Annotated in this window: 5 protein-coding genes; all 5 read right to left on the bottom strand. The window is 56.9% G+C overall.

The genetic code is table 11. The features are described from left to right. Positions 1-795, bottom strand: a 795-nt coding sequence (pheS, locus tag DBR44_RS09240; RefSeq protein WP_233578441.1) for a phenylalanine--tRNA ligase subunit alpha, incomplete at its 3' end; no start/stop codon positions are given. 210 nt (positions 796-1005) lie between these two features. Continuing rightward, positions 1006-1362, bottom strand: a complete 357-nt coding sequence (rplT, locus tag DBR44_RS09235) for a 50S ribosomal protein L20 (RefSeq protein WP_103525121.1) — start codon at positions 1360-1362, stop codon at positions 1006-1008. Between the two features lie 12 nt (positions 1363-1374). Next, positions 1375-1572, bottom strand: coding sequence for a 50S ribosomal protein L35 (gene rpmI, locus DBR44_RS09230; RefSeq protein ID WP_124643783.1), 198 nt, complete (start codon positions 1570-1572; stop codon positions 1375-1377). 156 nt (positions 1573-1728) lie between these two features. Next, positions 1729-2253, bottom strand: a complete 525-nt coding sequence (infC, locus tag DBR44_RS09225; protein WP_103525120.1) for a translation initiation factor IF-3 — start codon at positions 2251-2253, stop codon at positions 1729-1731. Positions 2254-2291: 38 nt separating this feature from the next. Beyond that, positions 2292-4193, bottom strand: a complete 1902-nt coding sequence (thrS, locus tag DBR44_RS09220; RefSeq protein ID WP_103525119.1) for a threonine--tRNA ligase — start codon at positions 4191-4193, stop codon at positions 2292-2294. Between the last annotated feature and the right edge of the window lie 174 nt (positions 4194-4367).

The raw sequence follows: 4367 nt of genomic DNA, 5'->3' as shown, positions 1-4367 counted from the left end.
GCCGCGCTCGCCCAGTACGTCTATTTCGGCGGAGGGCTCGGTGAAGGGGAAGAAGGACGGACGGAAACGCACTTGCAGATCGTCACGCTCGAAGAAGCGGCGCAGGAAGTCAGTCACCACGGCTTTGAGGTCGGCAAAGGACACGCCCTCTTCCACCCACAGGCCTTCCATCTGGTGGAACATCGGCGAATGAGTGGCATCGGAGTCGACACGGTACACACGACCGGGAGCCACGATCTTGATCGGCGGCTCGTTGTTCAGCATGTAGCGCACCTGGATCGGGCTGGTATGGGTGCGCAGCACATCGCCACCTTCCACATAGAAGGTGTCGGCCATGGCACGCGCCGGGTGGTTTTCCGGAATGTTCAGCGCCTGGAAATTGTGGAAATCGGTTTCGATTTCCGGACCATCCGCTACCTGAAAACCCATGGAGCGGAACAAGGTGGTGATACGTTCCAGCGTCAGCGCTACCGGATGCAGGCCACCGGTGGACAGGCCACGACCCGGCAGGGTCACGTCCAGCGATTCTGCCGCCAGCTGGGCTTCCAGCTTCTGGGCATTGATCAGGTCACGGCGGGCGTTATGGGCGGTTTCAAAAGCCTGCTTGGCCACATTGATGGTGGCACCGGCAGCCTTGCGCTCCTCCGGCGGGAGCTTGCCCAGTTGCTTGAGGAGTTCGGTCAGCTCGCCACTCTTGCCGAGATAGCGCGCCTTGACCTGCTCCAGTTCGATCAGGTCAGCGGCAGCCTCGATGGCAGCCAGACCAGCTTGGAGAATCGCGTCAACGTTAGTCATTGGGTCTCATACCGTATGCGTCTTTCCGGCCACCCGGCAGGCGATGCGACCGCCGCTGCATGACAACATCGGCACCCTGCATCGACCAGCTGGCCGAAACAAAAAGGCTGACCACACTCATGGCAGTCTGGTCAGCGCTCTTGCTACATCACTACCACAGGCAAATGAAAAAAAAGGGAGGCATCAGCCTCCCCTTTTACAGTCTTGCTATTAAGCGAGGCTAGCTTTCGCCTTTTCAACGAGCTGAGCGAAAACCGGCTTGTCGAACACGGCCAGATCGGCCAGGACCTTACGGTCGATTTCGATAGCAGCTTTCTTCAGGCCGTTCATGAACTTGCTGTACGGCAGACCGTTTTCACGCGCAGCGGCGTTGATACGGGCAATCCACAGCTGGCGGAACTGACGCTTTTTCTGACGACGGTCGCGGTATGCATATTGACCGGCTTTCATCACCGCCTGTTTGGCGATGCGATAGACGTTCTTGCGACGGCCGCGATAGCCTTTCGCCAGGGCAAGGATTTTCTTGTGACGAGCACGTGCGGTTACACCGCGTTTAACGCGTGGCATTATTCAGTCTCCTTATGCGTAGGGCAGCATGGCGCGAACAGAAGCCATATTGGTAGCGTGCACCATGGTGGTACCGCGCAACTGGCGCTTGTTCTTGGTGGTTTTCTTGGTCAGGATGTGACGCTTGAACGCATAAGAGCGCTTTACACCGCCATTGCCCAGCACGTTGAGACGCTTTTTCGCGCTCGACTTGGTCTTCATTTTCGGCATGGAAAACTCCTGCAGAATTTCTGAGTTAGATTAGACACAGGGTGGCCCGAAAGCACTTGATACCACTGCGTCACGCTTTTACGCGGGGCGTTGCCACCCCACAAAATCAACACGGCAGGGATGACCCTGCCGTATTGAGGAGACGATTATACCCGATTATTTCTTTTTCGGGGCAATCATCATCACCATTTGGCGACCTTCCAGCTTGGGGAACTGCTCGACTGTCGCAATTTCAGCCAGATCGGCCTCGACACGCTTGAGCAGAGCCAGGCCGATGTCCTGGTGAGCCATTTCACGACCACGGAAACGCAGGGTGATTTTGGCCTTGTCGCCATCATTGAGGAAGCGGGTCAGATTACGCAGCTTGACGTTGTAATCGCCATCATCAGTGCCCGGACGGAACTTGATTTCCTTGATCTGGACCTGCTTCTGCTTCTGCTTGGCTTCGTGACGTTTCTTCGACTGTTCGTACTTGAACTTGCCGTAGTCCATCAGCTTGCACACCGGGGGTTGAGCGGTCGGCGAAATTTCCACCAGATCCACATCATTTTCCTCGGCCAGAGCCATTGCCTCACGCAGACCAACAACACCGATCTGCTCACCTTCCATGCCTACCAGACGAATCTCGCGAGCGGTAATCTCGCCGTTGATCCGTGCTTCGCGTTCCTGAGCTATAGCCAAATCTCCTATTAATCTATCAAATGCCTGCCGCTGCCGGATCAGGCCTCTGGCATCTCAGCCTTGAGGCGGGCAATGAATGCATCCAGCGTGAGCTGACCGAGATCTTCACCCCGGGCGCGCACGGCAACCAGTTCGCCTGCTTTTTCCTTGTCGCCCACAATAATCTGGTACGGCAGCTTTTGCAGGCTGTGCTCGCGGATTTTATAGCCGATCTTCTCGTTTCTCAAGTCAAGATCAACGCGGAAGCCTTGTTTCTGCAATGCTCCTGCAATTTCCGCAGCATAATCGGCCTGTGCTTCGGTGATATTCATCACCACCATCTGCACCGGCGCCAGCCACAGCGGGAAGGCCCCGGCGTGGTTTTCAATCAAAATACCGAGGAAGCGTTCCAGCGAACCCAGCGCTGCGCGGTGCAGCATGACCGGGCGCTTGCGGCTGTTGTCATCGGCCACATATTCGGCATCCAGACTCTCCGGCAACATGAAGTCGAGTTGCAGGGTACCACATTGCCAGGAGCGACCCAGCGCATCCTTGACGTGGTATTCGATCTTGGGGCCATAAAAAGCCCCCTCGCCCGGCAATTCCTCCCAGGCTACACCGCAAGCCTGCAGCGCTTCGCGCATGCCTTGCTCGGCCTTGTCCCAGGTTTCTTCCGCACCCAGGCGCTTTTCCGGACGCAGCGCCAGCTTGATCGACACCTTGTCGAAGCCGAAGCGCTCGTACACTTCCATCACCAGACGATGGAAAGCCTTGGCTTCCTGATTGATCTGGTCTTCGGTGCAGAAAATATGGCCGTCATCCTGCACAAAACCGCGCACGCGCATGATGCCGTGCAGCGCACCACCCGGCTCGTTGCGGTGACAGGAACCAAACTCGGCATAACGCAGCGGCAGGTCACGGTAAGAACGCAGACCGCTGTTGAAAATCTGAATATGACCCGGGCAGTTCATCGGCTTGACGGCGTAGTCGCGCTTTTCCGACTCGGTGATGAACATGTTTTCCTTGTAGTTCTGCCAGTGACCCGACTTCTTCCACAACTCCACATCCATCATCATCGGCGTGCGGACTTCCTGGTAGCCCTCTTTCACCAACTTGCCACGCATGTATTGCTCGACGTTCTGCCACAGCTGCCAACCCTTGGGATGCCAGAACACCATGCCCGGCGCTTCATCCTGCAGGTGGAACAGGTCCAGCTGCACGCCCAGCTTGCGGTGGTCGCGCTTTTCCGCCTCTTCCAGCATGTAGAGGTAGGCTTCCAGGTCTTCCTTCTTGGCCCAGGCCGTGCCGTAAATACGCTGCAGCATTTCGTTCTTGCTGTCGCCGCGCCAGTAAGCACCGGCCACCTTCATCAGCTTGAACACCTTCAGCTTGCCGGTAGACGGCACGTGCGGACCGCGGCACAGGTCGGTGAATTCACCCTCGCGGTACAGGCTCAGCACCTGATCAGCAGGAATGGACTCGATGATCTCGGCCTTGTAAGCCTCGCCAATGCTCTTGAAGTAGGCCACAGCCTCGTCACGCGACAGCTCGTAGCGCTCGACCGGAATATCTTTCTTGGCCAGTTCGCTCATCTTCTTTTCGATGGCAACCAGATCTTCCGGAGTAAACGGGCGCTTGTAAGCAAAGTCGTAGTAGAAACCGTTTTCGATTTCCGGACCAATGGTGACCTGGGCTTCCGGGAACAACTCCTTCACTGCATAGGCCAGCAAGTGAGCCGTCGAGTGACGGATGATGCCAAGGCCATCGGCATCCTTGTCGGTCACGATGGCCAGATCGACATTGCGGTCGATGCTGTACGAGGTATCCACCAGCACGCCATCGACGCGACCCGCCAGCGCAGCGCGCGCCAGACCGGTACCGATGGACGCAGCCACTTCATGGACCGTTACCGGCTTGTCGAAGGATCGAACCGAGCCGTCAGGCAGGCGAATGTCAGGCATGTCAACTCCAAACAGGACGAAATATGATTGCGAAGGGTAAAAAAAAAGAGCGGCCTGAGCCGCTCTTTTTTTGCATGGTACAACCCGCAGGGCTCAGCTAGCGTGAGAATGTCGGGTTGTGGTAGTTCGCCAGTGTTTCACCTGGGATAACTCCATGCTAAGTGTTGGTAGGCA

The organism is Aquitalea sp. FJL05, assembly GCF_003852595.1.
Lineage (GTDB): Bacteria > Pseudomonadota > Gammaproteobacteria > Burkholderiales > Chromobacteriaceae > Aquitalea > Aquitalea aquatilis.
This window is presented reverse-complemented; position numbering and strand designations above follow the sequence as displayed.